Here is a 22,823-nt window from a genome sequence, read left to right as displayed (position 1 = left end):
TAGGGCATCACTCCAGTGCCGCTCGGCCTTTCTATGCGCATTTTCCTGTTTGCCTGCCTGCTCCTGACTATGGTTTTCAGCGCCGATTCGGCTGCCCCCGCGCCGCCCAATCCATTTGCGGCCCAGTGGAAGAAAATTGACGCACTGCTGGCCAAAAACCAAACCGCCACCGCCGCGCCTCTGGTAGAAGCCATTTACCGGCAGGCCAAAAAAGCGGGTAACAGCCCGGCCTACGTGCGGGCGCTGCTCTACAAAGTGCGCCTGCTGCAAGCCAGGCAGGAAGATGCCGACGAAAAAGGCATTGCCCTGCTCGAAACGGAGCTGAAAACCGCGCAGTTTCCGGCCCGGCCCATCATCCACTCGCTGCTGGCCGAGCAGTACACGCAGTACCTCAACCAGAACCGCTACCGCCTCTACCAGCGCACGGCCGGCGCCGACCCTACCACCGACGGCAACGCGCCCAACGGCGACGCGGCGGCCGACGGCGGCACCAGCCTCGCCACCTGGGACATGGGCCGGCTGGGCGCGGCCATCGTGCGGCACTACTACCAGTCGGTGGAAGACGAGCCCCAAAAGCAGCTGAAAACCACTCTGGCCGACCTCGGCGACCTGGCCGTGGGCGGTGATGCCGAAGGCCGCGCCCTGCGCCCCACGCTCTACGACCTGCTGGCCCAGCGCGCCATTGAGGGCCTGAAAAACCAGGAATTGTACGTGACCAAACCCGAGCAGCAGTTCCAGCTCACGGAACCCAAGCTGTTTGGAACGGCCGAAGAGTTTGCCGCCCTGCGCCTGCTGGCGCCCGATGCCGACTCACTCAACGGCCAGCTGCACGCGCTGCATGTGTTGCAGCGCCTCACCGCCTCGCGCCAGCAGCTCACGCCACCCAACCTCGCGGCCCTGGCCGACGTGGACCTGAGCCGGATTGACTACCTGCACGATATCACCCAGAATACCGACCTGGCCGACCAGTACGAGCCCGCGCTGGTGCGCCTGGCCGAAACCTATCGGGCGCTGCCCATCAGCACGGAGTTTATGGCGCGGCGGGCCGAAGCCGTGCGCGAAGCCGGCGACAACGTGGCCGCCGTGCGGCTGGCGCGGGAGGCCGAAGCCCGGTTCCCGAAGTCGCGGGGCGCGGCGCGGGCGCGGCAGCTGCGCGAGAGCATCGAGCAGATGGAAGTAGCCTTTTCGGCTTCCGATATTGTGGTGCCCAACCAGCCCTGGCGGCTGGATATGACGGCCCGCAACGTGGCCGGCCTGCACGCCTGGGCCTACCGAATTTCGCTGAATGAGTGGGAGAAATCGGGGGAGTACGATGAGAAAAACCGCACCGTGGCCCAGCGCTACGCCCGCGCCCTGCGGGCCGCGCCGGTCGCCACCTGGACGGTGGCGGTGCCCACGCATCCGCATGATTACAAGGAGCAGAAGTTTGCGGTGGCCGGTGCGGCGCTGCCCGTGGGCTATTACTTAGTCGTCATCAGCAACCAGGCCGCTAATCCGACAAAGGAGAAAGTGGGCGCGGTGACGAGCTACGGGTTTGTGGGAGCGAGTGAGCTGAGCGCCGTGAACCGGCAGGATACTGACGCGGGAACGGCTCGACTGCTGGTCCTCCAGCGCCAGAGCGGTGCGCCATTGGCCAGCGTGCAGGCCCAGCCCACGTACCAGTATTACGACCGCAAAGCCAGCAAATGGGTAACGAAGAAGGGCGGCATTGCCGCAACTGCGGCCACCGGAGAAGTGCTGCTGCCGAGTTTGGAAAAGGCAGTTTCGGATGAGAACGATTACAATAACCGCATTCAGGCCGTGCACATCTGGCGCGGCCGGGACACGCTGCGGCTCACCAACATCAATGGCTACTACCGCCCCGAGCGCAACCAGCCGGAGCAGGCCCAGCGCCGCACCTTCCTCTTCACCGACCGCGCCATTTACCGGCCGGGACAGACGCTGTATTTCAAAGGCATTCTGACCGAGACGCTACGGGCCAAAAGCAGCCTCGTGACCGGCCAAACCGTGAGCGTGCGGCTGGTGGACGTGAACGGCCAAACCGTGCAGACGCTGCCCTTCACCACCTCCGATTTTGGCAGCTTCCACGGCTCTCTCGTGCTGCCCACCAGTTTGCTGAACGGCGAAATGAGCCTGCAAACCGACCACGGCAGACTCAGCTTCGCGGTGGAAGACTACAAGCGCCCGACGTTTGAGGTGAAAATTGATTCGGTGCCCGGCCGGCCGGCGTTGGGCCAGCCGCTCACCCTCAACGGCCGCGCCCGCGCCTACGCCGGGCAGGCCACCGACGGGGCCACGGTCAAGTACCGCATCACGCGCCGCGAGCTGTGGCCCCTGTTTGGCTCTGGCTACGGCGACGGCTACGGGCGCGGCGGCTATAACCCCGGCGGCGGCCAGGGCAGCCAGGAAATTGCCCACGGCACCGCCACCACCGATGCCGAGGGCCGGTTCAGCTTCACCTTCACGCCGCCGCTGATGCCCAAAAACCCCGGCGGCCGGCGCGGCTGGGAGCCCGGCTTTCTGTTTGAAGTGACCGCCGACGTAACCGACGCGGCCGGCGAAACCCGTACCGGCACCCGCGCCGTGGTTATCGGCCGCAACCCGCTGAGCCTGGTTTTAGCCGGGCCGGGCGAAGTCGATAAGCAGGCGCTGCCCACGTTCACGCTGCTGAGCACCAACGCCACCGGCGAGCCGCTGCCCGCCATCGGCACCCTGCGCCTGCTGGCCCGCCGCTACCGCCCCAACCCGCCCGGCGTGCCCGGCCCGCCCGTCATATCTCCCGAGAACGAGCTGCCGGCCGAGCTGCTACGCACCCTGCCCTTCGACACCAAAACCAGCCCGGCGCTCGACCTGAATGCCGCCCTGGCCACCCTGCCCACCGGCCGCTACCGCCTCGAAGCCCAGGCCGCCGGCGCCGACACGGCCGCCCGCGCCACCCACGATTTCGACCTCTACGACTCGCGGGCTACCACTGTGCCCTTCGCCACGCCCGACTGGTTTGTGGCCCTGGCCGATACCGTGGCCCCCGGCCGGCCCACCGATATTTTGGTGGGCAGCAGCGAAGCCGGAGCCCGCATCCTGCTGGAAGTGGAGCGCGAAGGCAAGCTGCTGCGCCAGGAATGGCTCACGCTGAACGCCAACGAGCAGCGCCGCCTCAGCTTCGAAAGCGGCCTGGCCACGGCTCTTGGCCCACTCTATATTCACACCACGCAGGTGCGTGATGGCCACCTCTACCGCCACACGGCCACCGTGCAGGTAGCGGAGAAACCCCAACCGCTCCAGCTCTCCATCGCCACGTTCCGCGACCGGCTCCAGCCCGGCCAGAAGGAAACCTGGCGCGTCACCATCCGCCAGGCCAACGGTCAGCCCGCCGCCGCCGAGCTGCTGGCCACGCTCTACGACCAGAGCTTAGACGTGTTTCGCCCGCACAGCTTTATGGGGCTGGATTTTGGGGGTGGCTATTACCCGGCGCGTTTTGGCTGGCAGGGGGAATTTGGGGAGGTGAAAAGCTTGAGCCTACTGGGGCGTCAGTTGGACAAGGTTTCACCCGACGTAGAGTATCCCGGACTACTAACGTGGAATGACATCGTGTATTCTAATGACATCGCGTATACTGAAGTGCTGGAACGCCGCAGAATCAGGAAAAAAATGTACGGTACAGCTCACAACGCCAAATTCCGTGGCAACAGTGAGCTTAGCGAGGTGCAGGTAATGTCTAGAACTATGATGGGGGCGCCTATGGCTTCGGAGGCTATGGCTGATTCCGAGCAACTTAATGAGGTGGTTGTTGCGGGTGCTGGCTCGACAAATCCAAAGCCCGCCGTGCCCGACCTCGCCGCCGTGCCCACCCGAACCGACTTCCGCGAAACGGCCTTCTGGCAGCCGGCCCTGCGTACCGATAAGAACGGCGACGTGGTGCTCGAATTCCAGATGCCCGAGGCGGTGACGCGCTGGCAGCTGCTGGCCCTGGCCCACGACAAAAACCTGCACACTGGCCAGCTGGCCCGGCAGCTCGTGACGCAAAAGGAAATCCAGATTTCGCCCAACGCGCCGCGCTTTTTCCGGCAGGGCGACACCTTCACCTTCCCCGCCAGGTTCTCGAACCTGACCGACCACGCCACCACCGGCACCGCGCAGCTCTTCCTGCTCGACGCCGCCACCGGCCAGGACATCACCAGCCAGCTGCTGAAGGGCCCGGCGCAACAGCCCGTAGCCGCCGCCGCGCACCAGAGTACGGCGCTGGGCTGGGAAATTGCGCTGCCGAGTGATTTCGCACCGGTAGCCGTGACTTATAAAGTGGTTGCTAGTGCTTCGTTGTCAGTCGTTAGGGAAGAGAAAGGCAAGAAGGGGAAGGCCAAAAAGAGAAAAAAGAGCCAGACAACCGACAACCAACAACTGACAACCAGCTACTCCGACGGCGAGGAAAATACCCTACCCGTGCTGCCAAACCGCATTCTTATCACCGAAAGCCTGCCGCTGCCCATCGTGGGGCCGGGCACGCGGGAGTTCGAGCTGAAGAAGCTCAGCAGCACCAGCAGCGCCACGCGGCGCAATTACTCGCTCACGCTGGAAATGACGGCCAACCCCGCCTGGTACGCCGTGCAGAGCCTGCCCTACCTCATGGAGTATCCCTACGAGTGCTCGGAGCAGGTGTTTAGCCGCCTCTACGCCAACCTCATCGCGGCCCAGATTCTCAAGTCGAACCCGCGCTTCAAAACCATTTTGGCCGAGTGGACGCGGCAGGCGCAGAGTGGCGCCGCCGCGCAGAAAAACGCCCTCGAAAGCAAGCTGGCCCAGAACCAGGAGCTGAAAAACCTGCTGCTGCAAGAGACGCCCTGGGTGCGCGACGCCCAGAACGAAACCGCTCGCCTGGCCCGCCTGGTGGAGCTGTTCGACGCGCCCCGCCTGCAAGCCGAAACCGCCCGCGCCCTGCTCAAGCTCCAGCGCATGCAGCAGCCGGGCGGCGGCTTCCCGTGGTTCGAGCGCATGCCCGACGACCGCTACATCACCCAGCTCATCGTGGCCGGTTTTGGCAAGCTGAAAAAGCTGGGCGCCTTCGATGCCAGCCAGGACGACACGGCCCGCGACATCCTGGCCAACGCCCTGCGCTACCTCGATGCCAGCCTGGCCCGCGACTACGCCGAGCTGCGCCGCCAGAAAAACGTGAAGCTAGCCGACGACCACCTTGGCGACACGCCCATTCAGGCGCTCTACGCCCGCAGTTTCTGGCCAGCCCAGCCCGAAGCGCCCGCTGCCAAAACCGCCTTCGCCTACTACCGCAGCCAGGCTGCCAAGTATTGGCCTGCCCGCACGCGCTACCTGCAAGCCCAGATTGCCCTGGCCCTGCACCGCGAGAAGAAAGCCGCTCCCGCCGCCCAGGAAATCCTGCGCGCCCTCACCGAAAATGCTTTGCATTCGCCCGAGCTGGGCATGTATTGGAAGGATGTGCGCGGTGGCTACTACTGGCGCGAAGCCCCCACCGAAACCCAAGCCACGCTCATCGAAGCCTTCGATGAAGTGCGCGATGACCAGAAATCAGTGGACGAGATGAAGCTCTGGCTGCTCAAACAGAAGCAAACCCACAGCTGGGAAAGCACGCGCGCTACTGCCGACGCCTGCTACGCCCTGCTGCTGCGCGGCTCCGACTGGCTCACGCCCACTCAGCCCCTGCAAGTCACCGTCGGTGGCCAGCCCGTGAAGCCTGAGGCCGCGCAGGCCGGCACCGGCTACTTTAAAACTACTTGGCCTGCCGCCGAAATCCGGCCCGTGCAAGGCCGCGTCAGCATTACCAAGCCCGACGCGGGCGTGGCCTGGGGGGCGCTCTACTGGCAGTATTTCGAGGATATTGACAAGGTGACGTCCGCCGCCACGCCGCTCAGCCTGGAGCGCCAGCTCTACCGCGAAACCCGCACTGGCGCCGGCCCGGTCCTGGAAAAGCTCACGCCCAACTCGCCCCTACGCATCGGCGATGCGCTGGTGGTGCGCCTCGTGCTGCGCACCGACCGCGCCCTGGAATACGTGCATCTCAAGGACCAGCGTGCCGCCGGCCTGGAGCCCATCGCCCAGACCAGTGGCTACCGCTACCAGAACGGCCTGGGCTATTACGAGTCGCCCCGCGATGCGGCCACGAACTTCTTTTTGAGCGAAGTGCCGCGCGGTACGCACGTCTTCGAATACCGGCTGCGGGCCAGTCAGGCCGGCGATTTTTCGGGTGGTTTGAGCCAGGTGCAGTGCCTGTACGCGCCGGAGTTCGGGGCCAATTCGGCGGGTTCGCGGCTTCGAATAGTTGCGGAAGCGACTAACCGCGGAAAATAGGCCATTGGAGTGGTTAGAGGCCGTTTTCAGGGCTTAAAACAGTGGTGGCCTTGCATTTCGCCGGGACAGCCTGTAGTTTTGTCTTCAGTCGAGTTTATTTTAACCATCTATGAAGCATCTATTTGTCTTTCTTTCGCTGCTCCTGACCTGGAGCGGCGCGCAGGCTCAAACCGAGAAGCAGACTCCTGTTACGAAGCTGGCAGGCGAAGAAAACCTGAGCGTGCGCGAACGCGCCGAGCGGGATTTTCTGATGCCCGTTCGCCGCCAAAAAATGGCGACTGAGGCCGCTAAAGCCACCGCCGAAGAGAACACGGCCGCACCGGAAACGGACGCCACCGCCCACTACACCGAATCGGCTGAGGAAGCCCGCGCCATGCCGGCCCGCACCACCCGCAGCTACGAGGCCCGCAACACCGAGCGCATGGCCGCCCGCCGGGCCGAAGCCCTGGCCGAAGCCCGCCGGGCCAGCAGCCGTGGTCACGCTTCGCGCAGCAAATCCAGCGCCCACAGCACTAAATCCAAGTCCAAGTCTAAATCGGCAAGCGCGAAGTCCAGCAAGACCAAGACCAAGGCTAAGACCAGCAGCAGCTCCAAAAAGAGTACTGCTAAAAAACCAGTTGCCACCAAAAAAAGCAGCGCTAAAAAAGCACCGGTTAAAAAATCCAGCTCATCTGCTAAAAAATCAACGGCAAAAAATTCTTCCAAATCAGCTGCGGCCAGCAAAAAAAAGCGTCGCTAATTCAGAAATCCGCCAAACAAAATGATAATGCCCGGCCCCAGTAAATGGGGCCGGGCATTATCATTTTACTCAAGCAGTCACGCAAAGGTGACGGTATTGAGTTGTTCAGTTATGCCGGGCGCAGCTGAGGCATCCCGCTCGCACCGGTTAGCAAAGCACGCGGGACGCCTCGGCTGCGCCCGGCATGACGGCTTGGAAACCACGCTTGCTTATGGTTGAGTGCCGGCCAAGGCATCAGATAATCAGCCGGACGCCGCCCAGCTCGGAAATCTGGTACGGAAACCGGTCGCCGGGCGAGCCGATGAACATGAAGTTCTTGGGGATATTCCACTTTTCGGAAAGCTCCGTAATCAGCTCCGGCCCAAACTGGCCGTCCATGGTCACAAAATCAACCACAATCTGCTCGTAGGCGCGGTCCAGCACCCGAATGTCGTTGAGCAGGTCCTGGGGGTACTCTTCGCCATCCTTGAGCAGCGTCACGATTTTTAGGCGGGTGGTGAACTCGTTTTCGACCACGTAGGCCATCACCTTATTCAGGTTGGATACGTTGTCGCCCTTGGTGAAAAACACGAATTCCTGCTGCGAAAGCTCCCGCAGCTGCCGCCGCACAATGAGGCGGCCCAGCCGCGAAGCGCGGGGCATGTGCTGCTCGAAGGAATCCACGGCCGACAGAATAAAATTCAGAATGGCAATGCGGTTGAGCATGATGGACACCACGGCCATGGTGGGCAGAAAGTACTGTAGGAACACCACCAGGTACTCGGGGTGAATCTTGACGTTGCCGTACAGGGCCACCGAAACGCCCAGCAGCGCCAGCGTCACCGTGACGATGCCGGCGTAGACGGGGCGCGGCAGGTTGGGCCGCTTGCGCTTGAGGAGGAAATTGCCCAGCGCGAAGAAGGCCATCACCGAGAGAAACGAAATGGTGTACACTCCGGCCAGCGGCCCCAACTGGCCGTTGGTAATGAGCAGCACCGACACGCAGAGCAGGAAAAACGTGATAAGGATGACGTAGTTGCTGCCCCGCTTGTTCTCCTTGAGGAAAAATTGCGGCAGAATGCGGTCCAGCGTCATCCGTTTCATCAGGCCGCTCACGCCCACAAACGAAGTGAGCACGGCGCCGCTGAGCACAGCCACGGCGTTGACGGAGATGAGCGTGCCCAGCCAGGGACCACCCGTGACGGTGCCAATGTGCGAGAGCAGGGTTTCGGTGTGCTCGCCCACTTCGGCCATTGGCAGCACGGCAATGGCCAGAAACGCAATGAGCGGGTTGAACACCGTGACCACCACCCACATGTTGCGCAGCGTTTTCTGGAACACGCCCCTGGCCTGCTCTTCCACGAAGTTGGCCGAGCTTTCGAAGCCCGAAATGCCCAGCATGGCCGCGCTAAAGCCAAAAAACAGCGCGTTGATAACGCTGCCGCCCTTCACGGGCAGCGCAAAATTGAGCGAGAGGTTGTCCAGCCCGTTTTGGGCCAGGTACCACACGGCTACGCCCACGAGCAGCGTAAGCGAGAACAGGTGGGTGATAAAAATCACCACCGCCACGATGGCCGATTCGGACATGCCCAGGATGGTGAGCAGCAGAAACAGCGCCAGTAGCCCCATGGTGGCCGGAATAATGGGTAGCGTGTGCCACAGCGTATGCAGGTAGTGCATGGCCTCGTTGGCCGAGAGCACCGCCGTGGCCATGTACGACAGGATGGTGAGGCAAGCGGCCAGAGCGGCATTGCGCTTGCTGGTCGTATTCAGGAGTACGTTGTAGGCGCCGCCATTCAGGGGCAAGGCGCCCACCACTTCGCCGTAAATTTTGCGAAACAGAAACAGTACCACGCCCACCACCAGCAGGGCCAGCCAGGCATATTGCCCGGCGTAGGAAATGGCCAGGGCCGAGACGTACAGGCAGGAGGAGGAAATGTCGTTGCCGCAAATGGCAGTGGCCTCCAGTTCGTTAAGCTTTTTTTCGTGACTCATGGTTAGCCTGTAGCTAAAGCGGGCAAAATAAGAATGGTCGTTTGTACGGCGAAGCAGACGCTTTGGGGCAGTAAGAAGCCAAAATTAGTCAAAAGCTAGCGGCCCTTCGGTTTCAAATCAGGCTTTTATGCCCGCAGACCCCGAACCGCGCCCCCGTTGCGGCTGTTATCTTTGCATCGACATCCCACCCCAACCATCCCGTTATGTCCTCCCAAGCCGACGTTCTTTCCCCTGAAGCCAAAGCCCACAGCGCCCAAAAAGGCAGCACCAATGCCAACGGCTTCACCGATTATTTCGACCTCGATGGGCTCCTCACCGAGGAGCACCTGCTCATTCGCCAGTCCATCCGCGACTTTGTCAAAAAGGAAATCAACCCGAACATCGAAAAATGGGCACAGGACGCGCATTTTCCCTCCGAAATTGTGCGCAAGTTTGGTGATGTGGGCGCTTTCGGCCCCACCGTGCCGCAGGATTACGGCGGCGGTGGTCTGGATTACATCAGCTACGGCCTGATTATGCAGGAAATCGAGCGCGGCGATTCCGGCATGCGCTCCACGGCTTCGGTGCAGGGCTCGCTGGTGATGTTCCCGATTTACGCCTACGGCTCGGAGGAGCAGCGCATGAAGTTCCTGCCCAAGCTGGCCTCCGGCGAGTGGCTCGGCTGCTTCGGCCTGACGGAGCCCGACCACGGCTCCAACCCCGGCGGCATGACCACCAACATCAAGGACATGGGCGACCATTACCTGCTGAATGGCGCCAAGCTCTGGATTTCGAACTCGCCCGAGTGCCAGGTGGCCGTAGTGTGGGCCAAAAATGAAGCCGGCCGCATCAAAGGCGTCATCGTGGAGCGCGGCATGGAAGGCTTCAGCACCCCCGAAATCCACAACAAGTGGAGCTTGCGCGCCAGCACCACCGGCGAGCTGGTGTTTGAGGACGTGAAAATTCCCAAAGAGAACATTCTGCCCAACATCGACGGTCTCAAAGGTCCGCTTTCCTGCCTCGATTCGGCCCGTTTCGGCATTGCCTGGGGTGCCATCGGTGCGGCCATCGACTGCTACGAATCGGCCCTGAAGTACTCGCTCCAGCGCGAGCAGTTCGGCCAGCCCATAGCCGGGTTCCAGCTCCAGCAGAAGAAGCTCTCGGAGATGATTACCGAAATCACCAAAGCCCAGCTTATGGCCTGGCGCCTCGGAGTGCTCAAAAACGAAGGCAAAGCCACCAGCGCCCAAATCTCAATGGCCAAGCGCAACAGCGTGGAAATGGCCCTGCACGTGGCCCGCGAAGCCCGCCAAATCCACGGCGGCATGGGCATTACCGGCGAGTACCCCATCATGCGCCACATGATGAACCTGGAATCGGTGATTACCTACGAGGGCACCCACGATATTCACCTGCTCATTACGGGCGCGGATATTACAGGCATTCAGGCGTTTAAGTAAGCCGTCGCTTGCCCCATATAAAACCGACCGCTTCATCCGAGGCGGTCGGTTTTATTTTTTTTAAACCAAAAGCCAAAACCCATGGACCTGCTCGCTCTATTCGCCGCTGTTATTGGGGTAATCGGGTGGTTTTGCTACCTTTTGGGTTGGCGTGGTGCGGTATTGTGCTTAATAGCATGTGGGCTTGTCACCCTATGGGTACAAAGCGTTAACTGGCGGGGTAATGGTGGCTGTGATGGAGGGCTTTGCATATTCGGCTACTTAGCTGGTGTCTTGACCTGGCTGGCTGGCTGCATCGTCGCATGGCTCATCATCTTCTTTGCGATGCCCACAGAATACCGTCGTCGGTGGTGGGGCAGGCAAAAACCGTCAGATATGCTGTAATTTAGTGACAAGATGAAGCACGCTCCCACGCGTCCTAGCATCGCCACAACGCGGAGCAGTGAGCGGTGGGTAGGCCCACACACTTTGCTCGTTCCCTAAAATCTAATCCGATGTCCGCCCCTGATTCCCTGCACTACCTCACCGATGCCAGCGGCAAGCCCGAAGCGGTGGTGCTGCCGATGGCCGACTGGCTGGAGCTGAAGCAATACTACCGCCAGTTGCAGGGCCGCGAACTGGTGCTGGGCGGCCTGCGCGAGGCGCTGTGCGAGGTGCCCGAAATCATGGCCGGCCGCCATCCCGAAATTAGCCTAACCGATTTTTTGGCCGCTTCCTGATGCCGTTGACTCTCGTTGTCACCACGGCCAATTTCCGGCGCGAAGCCAAGCCGCTACTCAAGAAATACCGTTCGCTAAAGCCGGAATTGATTGATTTGGTTGAAGTGTTGCAGCGGGATTCTACCCACGGCGAACCGCTGGGGCAGGACTGCTACAAAATCAGGGTTGCTATTGCCAGCAAAAGCCGGGGCAAGAGCGGAGGGGCCCGCATTATTACCTATCGACGCGTTATAGATGTCGATACGCAGGCCGTTAAGCTGTTTCTGTTGTCAATTTATGACAAGTCGGAAGTTGCTTCCATCGGTCGCGATGAGATAGCGCGCTTGCGGCAGGAAGCAACTGAATGACAAGCAAGCCGCTAATAAAGCCCGTGTTTGCGGCCGAATGAGGGCCAAACCCGCCGCCCATACCGTAATTTGGCCCCATGATGAAAATCGTCCCCGCGTCCGAACCCCTGGTGCTGCTCGAATGCCTGGTGGCCGGCACCTCGCACCGCCCCAACCTGGAGAAGTACGAGCCGAAGCTGAAAATCGGCCAGAGTCTGCACCTCACCCGCGAGCCCGATAGCAAATATGACGACTGGGCCGTGCAGGTGCACACCGCCCCCGCCACCGACCCCGCCAACGTATGGCTCGGCTATCTGCCCGAAAGCCGCAACGAAACTGTGGCCCGTCTGCTCGATGCCGGCCGCAGCCTCACCGCCCGCCTCAACCACAAATCCTGGGAAACCGACTGGCTGCACCTCGATATTGAAGTGCTGCTGCACGAGTAAGGACGCTTTACGCGGCTGCACGCAACAAAACCATCCAGGTATTTCATCGTCCGGGAGCTTTTCTGTCCGTTAATCGGTTACTCATTAGCTTAGCAAGCGCCGACCAATAAATTTAGCAAATACCATTATGCGCGAAGCCTATCTCACCGGCGGCAACGAGAATTTTGATGCCACCGACAAGGACATCGACAAGGCCCTGCGGCCCCTTTCGTTCGACGATTTCACGGGCCAGGAAAAGATTCTGGAGAACCTAAAGGTGTTCGTGGCCGCTGCCAAGCAGCGCGGCGATGCCCTCGACCACGTGCTGCTACACGGCCCTCCCGGCCTGGGCAAAACCACGCTCTCGCACATCATCGCCAACGAGCTGGGCTCGGGCATCAAGATGACCAGCGGCCCGGTGCTGGACAAGCCCAGCGACCTCGCCGGCCTGCTCACCAACCTGGAGCCGCACGACGTGCTGTTCATCGACGAAATCCACCGCCTTAATCCCGTGGTGGAAGAGTACCTGTACTCGGCCATGGAGGACTACCGCATCGACATCATGCTCGATTCGGGTCCGAACGCGCGCTCGGTGCAGATTTCGCTCTCGCCCTTTACCCTAGTGGGCGCTACCACGCGCTCGGGCATGCTCACGGCGCCGCTGCGGGCCCGTTTTGGCATCTCGGCTCGCCTGGAGTACTACGATTCCAAGCTGCTCACCAGCATTGTGAAGCGCTCGGCCGAAATCCTGGGTACGCCCATTCACGAGGACGCGGCCTTCGAGATTGCCCGCCGCTCGCGCGGCACGCCCCGCATTGCCAACAACCTGCTGCGCCGCACCCGCGACTTTGCCCAAATAAAGGGCGACGGCACCATCACGGTCGAAATCGCCCAGTTTGCCCTCAACGCGTTGGACGTGGACGCCCGCGGCCTCGACGACATGGACAAGCGCATCCTCACCACCATTATCGACAAATTCAAGGGCGGCCCGGTGGGCATCAGCACCATTGCCACGGCTTGCGGCGAAGAAGGCGAAACCATTGAGGAAGTGTACGAGCCGTTCCTGATTCAGGAAGGCTACATCAAGCGCACTTCGCGGGGGCGGGAGGCTACCGAAGCCGCCTACCAGCACTTGGGCCGCTTGCTGCCGCAGAACATGCGGGGCAACAGTGGCAGCTTGTTTGATGAGATAACCCAAGGCTAAATTTCAAAAAATGCACAAGCAGATTCTCTCAGCAGCAATGTGCTTGTGCATTCTTGTTTCATGTCATAGTTCACAGTCCGACAACGAAATGGGCAAAAAGAATGAATCATGGGATGAGTCGATAAAGCGGTTGGCAGAAAATTATCGAAACGGCCGTCAACCAGAAGAAGATAGTAGTGATGTGGGCAAGGTGCTAGCCGGCGATGAAATAGAGCGTCTTGCAAAGAAGCACAAGTTACAGACGCATTATTTTGATACAGAGTGCCTGTATGAAGAAGGTGATTTATCGGCCGCAATAATTGAGTTTTTAACTAAGCTATTGCCTAATGAGAAATTTAGAATTGCGGAATCCTTATCCAACAACGGCAGCCGCTACGTGGCTCAAATCTTCCACACCGAAAAAAAAGTTGGTGAAGTAGTAGCTGATGTTGGAGCAGATTACTTGCCCGAAAACTTTTTTGCCGTGCTGGAGGCAATGCCAACAGCAATAGGTAGCGAAAACAAAATTTACATGGCAAATCCTCGTTTGTTCGGTCAGGAAGCTTGCTATGTTTCCGGAAAGGAGGAGGACCTGATGTCAGCTAGGGGCGACGGTCTACCCCTGGTACTGCCAACTGAAACCATGGATGATATAATGGCTGCAGATATTAGCAGGTTTAAATAGGTTGCGCCTTTGATAATCTTTGCTTTTACTTGTTGAAAGGCGCACCCAAATTAAAATTGGGAGCGCCTTTATTTTTATAGCTGTGCTCTCAATAGCATAGTCATCACCTCGCCACACAATCGTATGCTTCCCCAGTCCCAGTGGGCCCCTTTTATCAAGCGCCGCGCCGCAGAGCTTGGTTTCATGGCGTGCGGTATTTCCAAGGCTGAGTTTCTGGAGGAAGAAGCCCCGCGCCTCGAAACGTGGCTCACCAGGCGTATGAACGGCCGCATGGGCTACATGGAAAACCACTTCGACAAGCGCCTCGACCCGCGCTTGCTGGTGGACGGGGCCAAATCGGTGATTTCCCTGCTGCTGAACTATTACCCCGCGCCAGAGGACCAGCAGGCCGACGATACCCTCAAAATCAGTAAGTACGCCTACGGCCGCGACTACCACTTCGTCATCAAAGACAAGCTGAAACTGCTGCTGGCCGATATGGAAGCCGAAATAGGCCAGATTGGTGGCCGTTGCTTCGTCGACTCGGCCCCGGTGCTAGACAAGGCCTGGGCCAAGAAAAGCGGCCTCGGCTGGGTGGGAAAAAACTCCAACCTGATAACGCCCGGCGCCGGTTCGTTCTACTTCATCGCAGAGCTGATTGTGGACGTGGAACTGCCCGCCGATGGCCCCATTCGCGACTACTGCGGCACCTGCACCAAATGCGTGGACGCTTGCCCCACCCAGGCCATCACCGAGCCCTACGTGGTAGACGGCAGCAAGTGCATCAGTTACTTCACCATCGAGCTGAAGGACCAGATTCCAACCGAAATGGCCGGGCAGTTCGGCAACTGGGTTTTTGGCTGTGACATCTGCCAGGACGTGTGCCCGTGGAACCGCTTCTCGAAGCCGCACGCGGAGCCGCAGTTTCAGGCGCACCCCAGCCTGAAAGACCTGACGCCCGGCGACTGGCGCGAAATCACCCACGAGTTATTCACGGAGCTCTTCCGCCAGTCGGCCGTGAAGCGCACGGGCTACGAGGGGCTGAAACGAAACATCAAATTCGTGCTCGGCAACGAATAGGTTGCCGTCGTAACAGTGGCTGTACTACCCGATATCGAGTTTGAAGGTCGAGTTTTCGATACTGCCGAATACGCGCCCTAGCACGCGCCGGTAAATGCGCGCAAACTGCCGGTAGCACCACACCCGAAAGTCGGGTACTTCCGCTGGACTGAGTATTTTGAGGGATTTGCGGAGTTCCTTTTCGAACAGCGCCTTGTTGAAACTGACTTTCAGCAGAATCATTTTTACGTAGTCTAGCATAGCGTCAGGAATACGAAAAGAAGAAAAAGAGTAGTGTTAGCCGCTATTTCCCGCGACAGGATAACGGCGACCAACTGGTAATAAATATACACTATAATGCAAGGACTACGCAAGCGGCGCCCCCGGAATACCATCGCCTCAGTAGGCCGGATACGCAAAAGGAGCAGCCTGAGCCACTCCTTTCGAAATAAGAACAAAATCTTGTATGCCTAGCCAAAAATGGCAAGCAGTGCCGTTGCCTGAAGCGTCGGCAGCGGCTCGTCGAAAGCCTCAGCAAACGACCTGGACTGCACCGCGTTGAGCCCGGTGAGGATGGTGGGAAAGGGCACCACCGTGGTGCCAGCCGAAATCTGCCGCTCGTTGGCTTCGAAGGTATAAATGGATACGGGAGCGGCGCCGTTGCCAGAGCCAGGAACCAGCACCGGAGCAGCAGGAGCGGGGTCGGCAGTGCTGGGCCAGCTTTTTACGGCAATGGCCGGGGCGGCCGTGCGCCGCAGGGTGCGCAGGTGCGACGCATGGCGGGCTTCCACCAGCTGCATGCGAAACACGGCGTCAAACAGCGCCTTGTCGGTGGTGAGGAAGGGCATTTGGCCGAGGTAGATGCTGGCGCTGGCGTCCTCCAGCTGCTGGGCCAGCTGCAGGAAAGCCGCGTAGTCGCTCAGCACATCAGGAAACAGCACCGGATTGGCCGGATTGTTTCGGCGGCCACTGAAGTCGAAGCTGGGGGCGGCAGGTGGCGTTAGTCCGGCAAGCGAAAAGTTGTCGCGCAGAAACCGGGCGTGGCCCCGCTGCTGTTCCAGCAGGAGCACGAAATCGGGCCGAACGGCAGCCTGGGCCGCACTGGTGAGCACGGGAGCCGCCAGTGCCTTGGTATACAAATCCACGAGCAGGTCTTCGAGCTTGAGCAGGAGCACGATGGCATCGAAGGCATTGTTGGTGAGAGCCGCCTGCGCGGGTGCGGCCAGGGCCAAAGGCAGGGTGGCTAAGGCAGCGCGGGCACCGGCCTGGCCCACCTGGCGCAATAAGTCGCGGCGGGGCGCGGCGTCCGAGGGGGCGTCGACGGAGCTGATGCGGTCGAGAAGCAAGAGGAAATTCATGCGAAATCAGGCAAAAAAGAGGTGCTACACCGTGGGCAGCAGGATGGGCGAAATCACGATGGGCAGGAAAAAAGCTTTTGTTTCGTCTATTACCTGGGTGGGCGTCTTGGCCAGGCTCACGCTTTGCAGGGCGCCGGCATTCACCACCACGTCGGTGCCGGCGAAGGAGCCGGGGGTACGCAGGTCGCGCACAAAAGCAGCGTGGCGGGCTTCAGTCGAGGCAATTTTGGCCAGAAGTGCCGCCGTGGGAACGGCCGCCAGCAGGCGCAGGCTGCCGGCATAGGCCGCCACGGACAGGTCTTCAAGCTGCTGTGCCGCTGTCAGCACGCCGGCCCGCGTGGCAAGGTTCAAGCTGGAAAAATCCAGGGGCAGCGGTTGTTGCAGTAGCACATCGTAGGCATTGGTGCCCAGCAGGAAGCGCAATGTTTCGCGGTGCACCAGCTCGTGGTCGCGCAGGTCGTTGAAAGACAGCTTTTCGGCGTCCGAAAAGTCACCGGGCAAAGCCCCAATCACTTTCTGGTAAAAAGCAACTTGCACCTGCTTCACCAAATACAGGTAGTTGAGCAGGCCCACGTCGCCATCAGTCAAGGTTAGCAGGTTCGGATTTGCTGCGATTGGCGCGGGGGCAGGGTCGGAGCAGCCCGCAAGCACCAGCGATGCAGTAGCCGCTGAAGCACCTGCTACCCGTAAAAAAGTCCGGCGGTGCAAAGCCCCGCTCCGGGAAAAAAACGAATCAGACATAAGAATAGAACCGCCGGGTGCCCAAGCGCACCTCGCCGCTGCCTACAAAGATACTCCTGGCGGCCCGGGGGTGGCATCTCCATAAAAAAAGGTGAACCCGACCTGGATTCACCTTTCTTAAAAACATTGATTATCAGCTGTAATCCTAAGAAAGCAGCGCAAACGTAGGAGTGCCGGTTTTGACGAAGTTGCGGGCTATGGCTTTCACCGTGGCCATGTCCAGAGGCTCGTCAAACGCTTCGGAAGCGGCAGCTGCAACACTGGTAGCGGCCAGGCCCGTAATATTAGCCGTCGTGAGCAAGGCGCTGATGTTGGCGCCGGCCTGGATTACATTGTTTTCGGCCGGGAAGAAAATGGTGGCCGCTGTGCCCGAAGCCGGCGTGCCCGGTCCGTACACAGCATCGGTGGTGCCGGGCACGGGGCCGTTGTTGTCGCGGCCCGACACCCAGCTTTTGGGTGCAGTGCTAAGGTTAACGCCTGGTGCCGCAAACGAGGCCCGGTCGCCGGCCGGCTGCAGCCCGCCGCGGCGCATGGTGCGTATGCGAGCCGCGTGGCGGGCTTCCACCGAGTGGATGTTGAGGGCGGCTTCGAGCACGGTTTTATTCGACATCAAATCGGTAGCGCTGCCTTTGTAGGCGCGCACGCCGGTGTCTTCCAGGGCCTGGGCCACGGCCAGAAACGTATTCGGGTCGGTTAGTACATCGGCGAAAAGCGCGGCGCGGGAGCCGCCCTGCGCCCCAGTGAAGTCGAAATCGGTAGCAGCCGGGGTCACCGGTGCCGCGTTGAACGGCGCCGCCGTGATAACCCCGCGCAGGAAGGCTACGTGGTTGTTCTCGTCGGTTTTGATGGCGTTCAGCGACTTGACGTTGTTGGCACTAAGGGCGCTGGTGATGGCGATGCTGCCCGTGCCGAGGTTGTAGAAAGTGGCTTCGAGGTGCTCCAGCAGCAGCGCATAGTTGAGCACTTCCAGTACGGTGGCCTGCGTGGCGGTGGCACCGGCATAGGCCTTGTTGAAGATAGAGCCCAGGGCAAACGGCACGGCGGCGGTAGCCAGTTTGCCGCCCAGGCCGCTCAGGTGCCGGAACACGCGGCGGCGCGAGTCGAGGCGGCCGTACACTTCGGGGTCGGCCTTTTCGATTTCAGCGAGAATATTCAGAAGATTCATGAAGCAGGAATATTATAATTAGGAAAAAGCCCGTCAGAACCTACACCAGGCCTGATACGTCCAGCTTTGAGCCGGCTTTCAGGAAGGTGTTGGCCACGGCCACTACCTCGGCCGGGGACTTGGAGCGCTCCAGGCCGGTGGGGGTGGCCGAAACGGGCCCGCCTGCCACAATGGGGCCGCCGGTAGTCACCTGTACCACGTCGTCGCCCACGAACGTGGCCTCGGCCAGCAGGTCGCGGATGAGTGCCGCGTGGCGGGCCTCTACCGACACGATTTTGCCCGCCAGCAGCAGGTTCAGCGGGGTTTGGATGTAGCGCCCGGCGCCGTTGTAAGCGGCCACGCCGAGGTCTTCGAATGCTTTGGCTGCGTCGAGTACGCCGAGCTTGCCGCCCGTGCCGCCCGTGCGCACGCCAAAGTCGATGCTCGTGAAGTCGGGCTCCAGGCTGCGAATGGCGTTGCCGGCCAAAGCGGCGCGGAAGAAGTCGCGGTGCGCTACCTCGTGGTAGTGCAGGTCGTCCAGAATCTGTTTTTCGGCGCTGCCTGCGGTCAGGGACTTGTAGTAGTCGCCGTCCTTCAGCTGGGTATAAAAGGCGGCTTCCAGCTGTTCCAGGGCGTAGGCGTAGTTGAGGACGCCCAGGTCGTTGGTGCTCGTGATGCCCACATTCACCAGGCCGGTAGCAGGCGCGGTGCTGGGGTCTTTATCGCAGCCGGCCAGTACGAGCGCCGTAGCGCCGGCTGTGGCGCCGGCATACAGGAAAAACGAGCGCCGTTTGATGGGCGCGTACAAGGGCGGCGCGGGCTGGGAAGAGGTAGCGCCAGCGGGCCGGTTAGTGTCGGACATGAGAAAAATGAGTAATGGATTAAGAAATGAAATCGTCGGGCTGAGCGCGTCAGAAAAATTGAAAGCAGCTCCCACAGCACTCCCAAGCCTCCTGCGTGGCCTGTTCGCAGCCGAATCAGGGCCTTGCTAATGCAACGGCAACGCCTGAAAAATCAATGCTGCCAAAATTTTATCGAAATAACGGCGGAAAATCTACCCATAGGGTTCATTTTTAATCAGAAGCAGACTGCCGGTCTGCTTAAGAACGAAAAAGCCGGCCCCGCATAAGCGGAGCCGGCTTTTTGATACTACTTGCTTCGGGAAGGAAGCTGGCTGTGCTTAAGCACCAACCAAGCCACCAGCACGCGAATTGTCAAGTACTTCGGCCTTGGTCAGGATTTCATCGAACGAAGCCTGTGCGTCCTTAGCCGAGTAGCCGGTGCCGAGTTTGGTGATGTCCACGTTCGACTGCGTGGTGGTGCTCTCAGGAATGGCGCCTTTGTAGTGGGGCTGACCGTCGAGGTCGCCATCGCCGCTAATCCACGGAGTTTGGCCACGCATGTAGCGGATGTGCGCCGCGTGACGGGCTTCCACCGAGTGAATCTGCAAGGCAGCCTGGAGTGGGTTCACCATGCCTACGCCGGTGATGTTCACATCAGGAATACCCAGCAAGTCGCCAGCGCGGCCTTTGTAGGCCCGTACGCCGGTATCTTCCAGCAGCTGGGCTACTTCCAGTTGCTTGGCAAACGAAGTGAGCGTCGCAAACGTGGCCGTCTTAAAAGTGACCGGAGCGATGGGCGTGCCACCGATGGTGGTGATAACCGTTTTCAGCAGGCTCACGTGAGCCGCTTCGTGCTTCAGGATTTGACGGATAGCACCCTGTGCTGCGGCAGATGCCGTAGCGAAGAAGGGCGAAGCAACCATCTTTTTGTAGAAGTCCTCTTCCAGGTACTCCAGCGTGAGGGCGTAGTTAAATACCTCCTTGGGGTCGCCAGCGGTGGTGCCAGCATAAGCCTTTGAAAAGAAAGCGGCCAGGAAAGCAGGCGCCGAGGCCAAAGCCGCGCGCTTGCTCACCGTATTCAGCGAGCTGAACACGGAGCGCCGGGTATCCAGGCGGCCCATTACGTCGGGGTCAACCTCGGAAAGCTGATTGATGATATTGAAGAAATTCATGGCGAAGATTGATTACGATTGAAGGGAAGGGGGATTAATTAACGCCAATGGAGCTACCATCCAGCTTCTCGGTAATGAAGGCTTGCGCGGCGGTAAGCACCTCAGCAGGCGTTCTGGCTACATCGAGCCCGAGGCTGTTTACGACGTCGTCGGCGGCAAAAGAGCCATTCTCAACCAAGTCACGAACGTAGGCAGCGTGACGAGCCTCAACCGAAACAATCTGGCCGGCAAGTACCAGGTAAGCAGGCGTTTTGAGGAGCTTGCCCGCACCGTTGTAGGCCGATACGCCGAGGTCTTCGAACGTTTTGGCCGTGCCCAGGATGTTGGCGCGGCTGGTGAAAGTAGCGGCGGGGTATATAGGCGTCAGGCCGCGCAAGGTCTGGCCAGCGGCGTCGCGGTCCAGAGCGGCTTTGAAGAAGTCGCGGTGAATGGCTTCGTGCTTGGCAACCTGCTTGAAATAATCAAACTCGGTGGCACTGAGCAGCGTTGCGCCGTTGGGCAGGGCCGCTACTTTAGCGTAGAAATCAGCTTCGAGCTGCTCCAGCGCATACGCGAAGTTCAATACGCCTACATCACCCGAACCCAGGCTGATGGAGCCGTTGGCCGTAGTGCTGTTGCCTTTGGGCAAGGCAGGGGAGTTGTCGTCATTATCGTCCGAGCAGCCAGCCAGAACCAGGGCCGAAGCACCGGCCGTGGCACCGGCATACATGAAAAAGGAGCGCCGCTTGATGGGCGTGGACAGCGGCTGAGCGAGCGTGGATTCCTCGGTGCCGCGGGGCTGAAGATTGTCAGACATGGAAATAGAAACGATTAGGTGGAAAAAGAAAATTTAGTGGTCAGGCAATACAATTTCCGCCGACACCGGAGTGCGGCTTTTAAAAGTAAAAACCAGAACAGGTAGTGGGATTTGGATGCAGATACGCAGAAAGAGCCCCCAAAGGATTCCACAAGCCGGTTTTTTTTATTCTCCCAGCATCGATTCGCTGGAAGTAAGGCCGCCGCAAACCTTTGGGGAAATGGCATCCCCGCGTTTAAACGCTACTTTTAGGGTTCGCCAACGGGCCAGCGACTATGGGAAGACTTTTTGGGTGGATGGCAGGAATAGCAGGCGTGCTGGGCGCGGCAGCAGCCAGTGCCCAGCCCACGCTCGGCGTGCCCAAACCGGAAATAACTGCGCCGGCTGTCAGTTCGCGGCCCCAGCCCAAACCCACTGCCCCGGCCGATGTGGCGCTGCTGCCGGGCCCGGCCACGGTGCCCGTCACGGGCGTATTCACGCTGGCCTTCCGGCTGCGGGGCGGAACCCTGGGAGAGTATTCGGAATTTCCGGAGCTGGAGGGATTCAAAAAAAGCGGTAAAACGAGTACCACCACCATCCGCACTGTGCAGGGCCGCCGCTTCACCGACCTCACCATTACGCAGCGTTATGCGCCCTACGGCGAGGGCGAGTTCAGCATCAAGCCCTTCCAGCTAACGGTAAATGGCGTGGTGCTGCGCAGCCGGGCCGCTACTGTGCGCGTGCTGCCCGACCCGCTGGCCGCACCGCCAGCGGCGGCGCCATCCGCGCCCGGCACTGGGCCCGCCAGTCCATCGGCCCTGACGCTGCCGGCCGACCCCACCGCGCCGCTTCAGGCCGTGGGCGACCTCGATAAGCTGTTTGGCAAACCCAAGGCCGCGCAGTATCAGGAACTGCCTGATGGGGCTTTTCTGGCCGTGCTGGCCGACCAGCCCAGCGTGTATGTGGGCCAGGGCGTGCGGGTGGGCCTCTACTTTTTCCTCAAGCCGAGTGACCAGGCCATGCTGGCCTTTCACGATTTCAACGAGCAGCTGCCGCCGCTGCTGCAGGAGCTGCACCAGGCCACGGCCTGGCAGGAGCCCGGCCCCGAAGCCAGCGTCACCCCCGACAGCGTGCGCCAGCAAGGCCAGCTCTACCTGCGCTTCCGGCTGGCCGAAAACGTGTATTATCCCCTCACGGCCAGCCCGCTACGCTTCCCCCCCCTGGCCCTGACCATGGTGAAGTATAAGTTTTTGAAAAAACCAGAGGCCGGCCAGGATAACCGCCTGGCGGGCTACAAAACGTATTTGTCCAAGGGCCTGACCGTGGCAGTGCGCGGCCTGCCGTCGCATCCGCGGCAGGCTGCGGTGGCCGTGGGCGCTTACCAGCTGCAGGAGACTATTAGCCGCAAGGTGCCCCTGGTGGGCCAAGCCTTTACCTACACTTTTGGCGTGCAGGGGCAGGGTAATCTAGCTGCGGTACTGGCGCCGGAATTCGTAGCGTGGCCGGGGCTGGAAGTGTACGGCCCTGAAGTGCGCGAACGCGCCGCGCCGGGCGGGGGGCGCAAGCTATTTCGCTACCGGTTGGTGGCGCGGCAGCCCGGCACCATTCCCTTGGATAGCCTGATTCAGCTGGTTGTCTTCAATCCCGGTACGGCCCGCTACGATACGCTGCGGCCCGCAATCCGGCCCCGCATTAGCGGGGCGGTGGCGACTCCAAAAGTGCTGCCCAAGCCCGCAGAAGACCCTTTTTACGGCCCGGCCCTGGCTGAGGCCGATGCTCGTATGCAGTCGCTGGACGTGTACCGTGACGTGCGTCGCTACGCCAGCTGGCTGTTGATTGGGCTGGTGGGCGTGGCTGGGGTTGGCTGGTGGCGGGCCGGGCGCTCGGGCTGATTATCGGTGGCGCGGTGCCAACTTTGCCATCCCAGTTATCAGTTGTCAGTTGTTCG

General features: G+C 60.6%; 18 protein-coding genes. 10 read left to right on the top strand and 8 right to left on the bottom strand.

Features of this window, described 5'->3' with window-relative positions:
• Positions 1 to 33 precede the first annotated feature (33 nt).
• A complete protein-coding gene (locus GM79_RS00730) occupies positions 34 to 6,315 on the top strand; it encodes an alpha-2-macroglobulin family protein (protein ID WP_035557560.1) in 6,282 nt (2,093 codons plus the stop codon).
• Between the two features lie 109 nt (positions 6,316 to 6,424).
• Positions 6,425 to 7,054: a hypothetical protein gene (locus GM79_RS22560; protein ID WP_051718325.1), complete on the top strand. Its 630-nt coding sequence runs from the start codon at positions 6,425 to 6,427 to the stop codon at positions 7,052 to 7,054.
• 234 nt (positions 7,055 to 7,288) lie between these two features.
• Here GM79_RS22560 and GM79_RS00720 read toward each other — a convergent pair whose 3' ends face one another.
• Positions 7,289 to 9,028 carry an APC family permease gene (locus tag GM79_RS00720; RefSeq protein WP_035557557.1) on the bottom strand — a complete coding sequence of 580 codons (1,740 nt, stop codon included), beginning with the start codon at positions 9,026 to 9,028 and terminating at the stop codon, positions 7,289 to 7,291.
• A 203-nt stretch (positions 9,029 to 9,231) separates the two neighbouring features.
• Between GM79_RS00720 and GM79_RS00715 the strand changes: the two genes are divergently transcribed.
• The 7 genes from GM79_RS00715 to queG all read left to right on the top strand — a co-directional run bounded on the left by GM79_RS00715 (position 9,232) and on the right by queG (position 14,864).
• The gene (locus GM79_RS00715; RefSeq protein ID WP_035557554.1) at positions 9,232 to 10,467 is read left to right on the top strand and encodes an acyl-CoA dehydrogenase family protein; all 1,236 of its coding nucleotides are present in this window, start codon (positions 9,232 to 9,234) and stop codon (positions 10,465 to 10,467) included.
• Between the two features lie 494 nt (positions 10,468 to 10,961).
• Positions 10,962 to 11,186 carry a hypothetical protein gene (locus tag GM79_RS00710; RefSeq protein ID WP_035557551.1) on the top strand — a complete coding sequence of 75 codons (225 nt, stop codon included), beginning with the start codon at positions 10,962 to 10,964 and terminating at the stop codon, positions 11,184 to 11,186.
• Positions 11,186 to 11,533, top strand: a complete 348-nt coding sequence (locus tag GM79_RS00705) for a hypothetical protein (RefSeq protein WP_035557548.1) — start codon at positions 11,186 to 11,188, stop codon at positions 11,531 to 11,533. Before GM79_RS00710 ends, GM79_RS00705 begins: the two co-directional genes overlap by 1 nt.
• A gap of 77 nt (positions 11,534 to 11,610) precedes the next feature.
• Positions 11,611 to 11,958: an HIRAN domain-containing protein gene (locus GM79_RS00700; RefSeq protein ID WP_035557545.1), complete on the top strand. Its 348-nt coding sequence runs from the start codon at positions 11,611 to 11,613 to the stop codon at positions 11,956 to 11,958.
• 127 nt (positions 11,959 to 12,085) lie between these two features.
• Positions 12,086 to 13,141 (top strand): Holliday junction branch migration DNA helicase RuvB, encoded by a 1,056-nt coding sequence (gene ruvB / locus GM79_RS00695; protein WP_035557542.1) that lies wholly within the window; start codon positions 12,086 to 12,088, stop codon positions 13,139 to 13,141.
• A 10-nt stretch (positions 13,142 to 13,151) separates the two neighbouring features.
• Complete coding sequence (locus tag GM79_RS00690; RefSeq protein WP_152559751.1) at positions 13,152 to 13,805, top strand: hypothetical protein; 654 nt, start codon at positions 13,152 to 13,154, stop codon at positions 13,803 to 13,805.
• A gap of 123 nt (positions 13,806 to 13,928) precedes the next feature.
• Entirely contained in the window at positions 13,929 to 14,864 is a 936-nt protein-coding gene (queG, locus tag GM79_RS00685) for a tRNA epoxyqueuosine(34) reductase QueG (protein ID WP_035557535.1), read from the top strand.
• Between the two features lie 24 nt (positions 14,865 to 14,888).
• Here queG and GM79_RS00680 read toward each other — a convergent pair whose 3' ends face one another.
• The 7 genes from GM79_RS00680 to GM79_RS00645 all read right to left on the bottom strand — a co-directional run bounded on the left by GM79_RS00680 (position 14,889) and on the right by GM79_RS00645 (position 20,896).
• Positions 14,889 to 15,104, bottom strand: a complete 216-nt coding sequence (locus tag GM79_RS00680; RefSeq protein ID WP_035557533.1) for a hypothetical protein — start codon at positions 15,102 to 15,104, stop codon at positions 14,889 to 14,891.
• A 209-nt stretch (positions 15,105 to 15,313) separates the two neighbouring features.
• Entirely contained in the window at positions 15,314 to 16,201 is an 888-nt protein-coding gene (locus GM79_RS00670) for a ferritin-like domain-containing protein (RefSeq protein ID WP_035557527.1), read from the bottom strand.
• Between the two features lie 24 nt (positions 16,202 to 16,225).
• Entirely contained in the window at positions 16,226 to 16,789 is a 564-nt protein-coding gene (locus tag GM79_RS00665; protein ID WP_051718324.1) for a ferritin-like domain-containing protein, read from the bottom strand.
• 298 nt (positions 16,790 to 17,087) lie between these two features.
• Positions 17,088 to 18,107, bottom strand: coding sequence for a ferritin-like domain-containing protein (locus GM79_RS00660; RefSeq protein WP_035557522.1), 1,020 nt, complete (start codon positions 18,105 to 18,107; stop codon positions 17,088 to 17,090).
• A gap of 40 nt (positions 18,108 to 18,147) precedes the next feature.
• Complete coding sequence (locus GM79_RS00655; RefSeq protein ID WP_035557519.1) at positions 18,148 to 18,948, bottom strand: ferritin-like domain-containing protein; 801 nt, start codon at positions 18,946 to 18,948, stop codon at positions 18,148 to 18,150.
• Positions 18,949 to 19,266: 318 nt separating this feature from the next.
• Positions 19,267 to 20,100: a ferritin-like domain-containing protein gene (locus tag GM79_RS00650; protein ID WP_035557516.1), complete on the bottom strand. Its 834-nt coding sequence runs from the start codon at positions 20,098 to 20,100 to the stop codon at positions 19,267 to 19,269.
• Positions 20,101 to 20,134: 34 nt separating this feature from the next.
• Positions 20,135 to 20,896, bottom strand: coding sequence for a ferritin-like domain-containing protein (locus GM79_RS00645; RefSeq protein ID WP_035557513.1), 762 nt, complete (start codon positions 20,894 to 20,896; stop codon positions 20,135 to 20,137).
• Positions 20,897 to 21,192: 296 nt separating this feature from the next.
• Here GM79_RS00645 and GM79_RS00640 point away from each other — a divergent pair, with 296 nt between their 5' ends.
• Positions 21,193 to 22,767 carry a BatD family protein gene (locus GM79_RS00640; protein ID WP_161787085.1) on the top strand — a complete coding sequence of 525 codons (1,575 nt, stop codon included), beginning with the start codon at positions 21,193 to 21,195 and terminating at the stop codon, positions 22,765 to 22,767.
• The last annotated feature ends 56 nt before the right edge of the window (positions 22,768 to 22,823 follow it).

Origin of the sequence: Hymenobacter sp. IS2118, assembly GCF_000715495.1 — a bacterium.
Lineage (GTDB): Bacteria > Bacteroidota > Bacteroidia > Cytophagales > Hymenobacteraceae > Hymenobacter.
The sequence above is the reverse complement of the archived record's forward strand: the minus strand, read 5'-3'. Positions and strand labels throughout refer to the sequence as shown.